Annotated in this window: 3 protein-coding genes and 1 pseudogene; all 4 read right to left on the bottom strand. The window is 54.4% G+C overall.

What is annotated here, in order from left to right; genetic code table 11:
* Nucleotides 1-136: 136 nt before the first annotated feature.
* The gene (locus AC13C7_RS03030; protein ID WP_482866565.1) at nucleotides 137-1,045 is read right to left on the bottom strand and encodes a hypothetical protein; all 909 of its coding nucleotides are present in this window, start codon (nucleotides 1,043-1,045) and stop codon (nucleotides 137-139) included.
* Between the two features lie 45 nt (nucleotides 1,046-1,090).
* Entirely contained in the window at nucleotides 1,091-1,981 is an 891-nt protein-coding gene (locus AC13C7_RS03035; RefSeq protein WP_482866566.1) for a nucleotidyltransferase domain-containing protein, read from the bottom strand.
* Between the two features lie 9 nt (nucleotides 1,982-1,990).
* Nucleotides 1,991-2,920: a patatin-like phospholipase family protein gene (locus AC13C7_RS03040; protein WP_111406020.1), complete on the bottom strand. Its 930-nt coding sequence runs from the start codon at nucleotides 2,918-2,920 to the stop codon at nucleotides 1,991-1,993.
* A gap of 166 nt (nucleotides 2,921-3,086) precedes the next feature.
* Nucleotides 3,087-3,273: pseudogene (locus AC13C7_RS03045) on the bottom strand (transposase); the annotation flags it as partial.

Raw genomic sequence — 3,273 nt, forward strand, 5'->3', positions numbered from 1 at the left:
TCTCCGTCTTTGGTTTCGAGTGTTGCAACCCAAACCTTTGCCGAAGATCGACGGTGGCCGCCAGCGTCACCACCGGCCGCGCGCTGCGCTACGCCGGGGGCTCCGCGCGCGGCCTCTTACACCACTTCTCGGGACACTACCCAATGCAGGCGCCGGTACGAGCAAATGAAGCATCCAACGCGGTTTCGTATATCGCCCTACGAAGTTCTTCTTCTTTCGGTACACCCATTTGGCGAATGATCGGCTCGTGTGTAAGAAAGTGCCAATTCCCGCTCCTTCGTGCAAAAAGGAGTTGGCCATCACGAAATACAAGAATTTCGCCGATCCGATTCAAAACAACGGCGACCCTCCCCTTTATTTCTTCAGTCCAAGCAGCAACAGCAGAGTGCCGCCAAGGATAGTATCCTCCTGCTGAAGGTGTCGGCACAAGCACTAGATGACCTGAAAAATTCAGGTGCTTAGAAAGCGTTAGCATCGTGTCGAAACCATTGGACAGAACCGCAAAAAAATCCTGCTTCGCAATATTGGCGAGAGGAAGAGACTTCCCCCCGGAAATAGTAGGGTCAATTCCGATTGCGCTCGCGATAGGTTTTCCTTCGTAAAGTCGCGTTGCCAGGAGCGCCAGTTGATCGATCACAGCCAAGAGTTCTGTGCTTTTACCCGGCTCTGCTGTTGCTTCAGCTACTACACGGCGCTGGAAGGTTGAGAGAAGATCATCCCGTAATGGACCCTGTAACTCGTTTGACATCCTTGCCAATCCGGACACAAATGCCTCTATAACCTTCGTTTCACGAGCTGGGTCACTCTTTTGCGCAAAGGGCTGATCACGACGGAACTTCAGGCGATAGGTGTCTGTTCGGTTCACTTTGAACCCGATTGTTTGCGGGTTCACGAAGGCGACTGTGCTGTCTGCGGAAGTTGAAGTTTCCGCCGTCTCTTCGATACTCGCGCCCGAAAAAAATGGTAGAAGATAGCCGTAGGCAATTTCGCGGAGAAGAGTTTCGTCCATGCGCTTCGCAAGCGAGGTCCTACGCTTGATCGGCATGCTGCAGCTCCTCAATTACCATGCGCGACGAAAGACCATTCCAGATTACCATTGACTGTAAAATGCCACTGCCGAGGCACGAAACGCATTAAAATCGGCGACATTCCAGCAGACCGAATACCCGTCTCGTAGGAGATAATGGATACCGTTGGCGCAGGTCAGGTCGCCAGTCGCGCACGTTTGAAGCCAATGCATGTAGTTCTCGAATGTCCCCTGACGGCTTGCCACGAAGTGCTGCGTCGGAACGTTGGAGAGCATGCCCTCAAGATAGTACGACGGAGCGATCCCGTCTTTGAGGTAGCCTTGGTCCACCATCGTGTTCCGCATATTCTTTAGTACGCGGATACTCGGCTTGAAGCGGCTGGACGTGGCACCGTTCTTCGTGGTGCAGTTGTCAAGGTGCTGCTTCGGATAGTTAACGATTTTCTCTCCGTCTGTCGTCCAAAAACAGACACCCTCAACGAAAGTAGGCTCCCCAGTGGTAGGATAAGAGGTGAAAGTTCTGTTCGCGACGCAAACCAGGACGTCGGCATCTCGCCGGGTGCCATTGCCGGGGATGAAGATTGTCTTCTTGCCCACTTTCACGCCAGCACCGAACTTTTCTTTCAGCCAGGTGAGCACTTCGGTTTTGAATTCGCTGAAGTTTATGCCGCCCGGGGATCGGTTGGCCTCGTAGCGAGTCTTCTCTTCGTCTTTCAGATAAGAGATGTCGCCGTAGTAGACCGACGTCAGACAGATCACAACGTCGACATCGCTATCCGCATAGATATTCGTATCATTGCCGTACGACCCCTGAAGGAAAATTCTGTAGGACCACTGGTAGTAGGGTGAACTCGGATCGTCCAAGACCCCCTTAATGGTCTGGTAAGTACCCGCGGACTGAGCTTGGGAGCCTTGGTGAGACCAGGTCTCGAGTTGATGTTCCGGGATTGCCATGAATTCTCCTCAGCTCAATAGTAGTTGGTGAATTTCTTCCTCCTTGCGGCCGAACGATTGCTCGCCCTGCTGCCGTAGGAGGTTCAACTTCTTCAAATCGTGTTCGAACATGTCCGTCGCCATTTCTGGCTTGTCGAAGGTGTCACTTACGCGCACGGTCGGGACGTTGGCAAAGAGCAACTGCCGAAGCTGATCCATTGATGCAGTGTTTACCCCGAGGGTTTTCTGAAGCAACTGCACCGGCAGAAAGCTCTTGATCTGGCGAGCAATGAATCCTTGGTGCGGCTCCGGATACTGGCCGCACCCTATAGTCAAGACACGACAATCCTGTGGGGCGAAACCGAGCGGGCCGGTCGCATCTGCGAGTGCATATAGCGCGGGGTTGTTCGCCACGTAGCCACCATCGAATAGTTCCACCTCGTTACCGTGATCCGTCGTGACGATCTTCCGATCGAAGAACGGGTAGGCCGAGCAGGAAGCTTCTACGGCATCAGCAAGCTTGCAGCCGAAGCCTGGTACGAAGGTGGCTCTACGACCATGAGCCTGCGTCTGACGACTCTTAAAGATCATCGGCGTCTCGAGTTGCCACTTCGTCGAGACAACACCGAGGCCTGTTAGTACGGTGTCGAAGCCATCCTCACCGAATATAACTTCACCCACCTCTCTCAGACGCCGCGTCCGCTCACCTGCCTTTTTCGCTTGCATGATCTTGGGAACATGCTCGCAGTAAAGCGCGTGGATCTCGTCCACGGTCTTTCCGGTTGCAAGCAGTGTCGCGATGATTGAACCGGTGCTTGTGCCGAAAATTACATCAAATGTCTCATGGATCGGAAAAGCAAGCATGGCCTCAACTTCTCGCAGCACCCCGAGTGAGTAGAAGCCTTTAGCGCCACCCCCATCGAGACTCAGAATTCGGCAAGTTCGGTTTACCTCGTCCATTGCTACCCTTCACTGAACAGTTAAGGAACGTCTGATCAACGCCTTCGGCTGCGCCGAGGGTTCGGCTTGAAGGCAGTTTGGCGCCGGACAGACGCCGTTGCCAGCGATTTTCGGGCCGTTTGTGCCGCCTGAGCGGCGGTTTGGTCGATTTTGGAGGGACTCCGCCTCATGCCCCGAGCCTCCTCCGCATCAGGAACAGGTTACCGAGCGCGAAGAGGGTGAAGAGATCCGCCCGGTTCTTGGCCAGCCCCCGCTAACGGGTTTTCACGTGGCCGAACTCGCGCTTGAGGATCCGGAACGCATGCTCAACCTTGGCCCCCACCTTCGCGATTATCCGGTTGATCTGCTCGTCG

The sequence above is a fragment of the Alterinioella sp. B-7 genome, assembly GCF_056857775.1.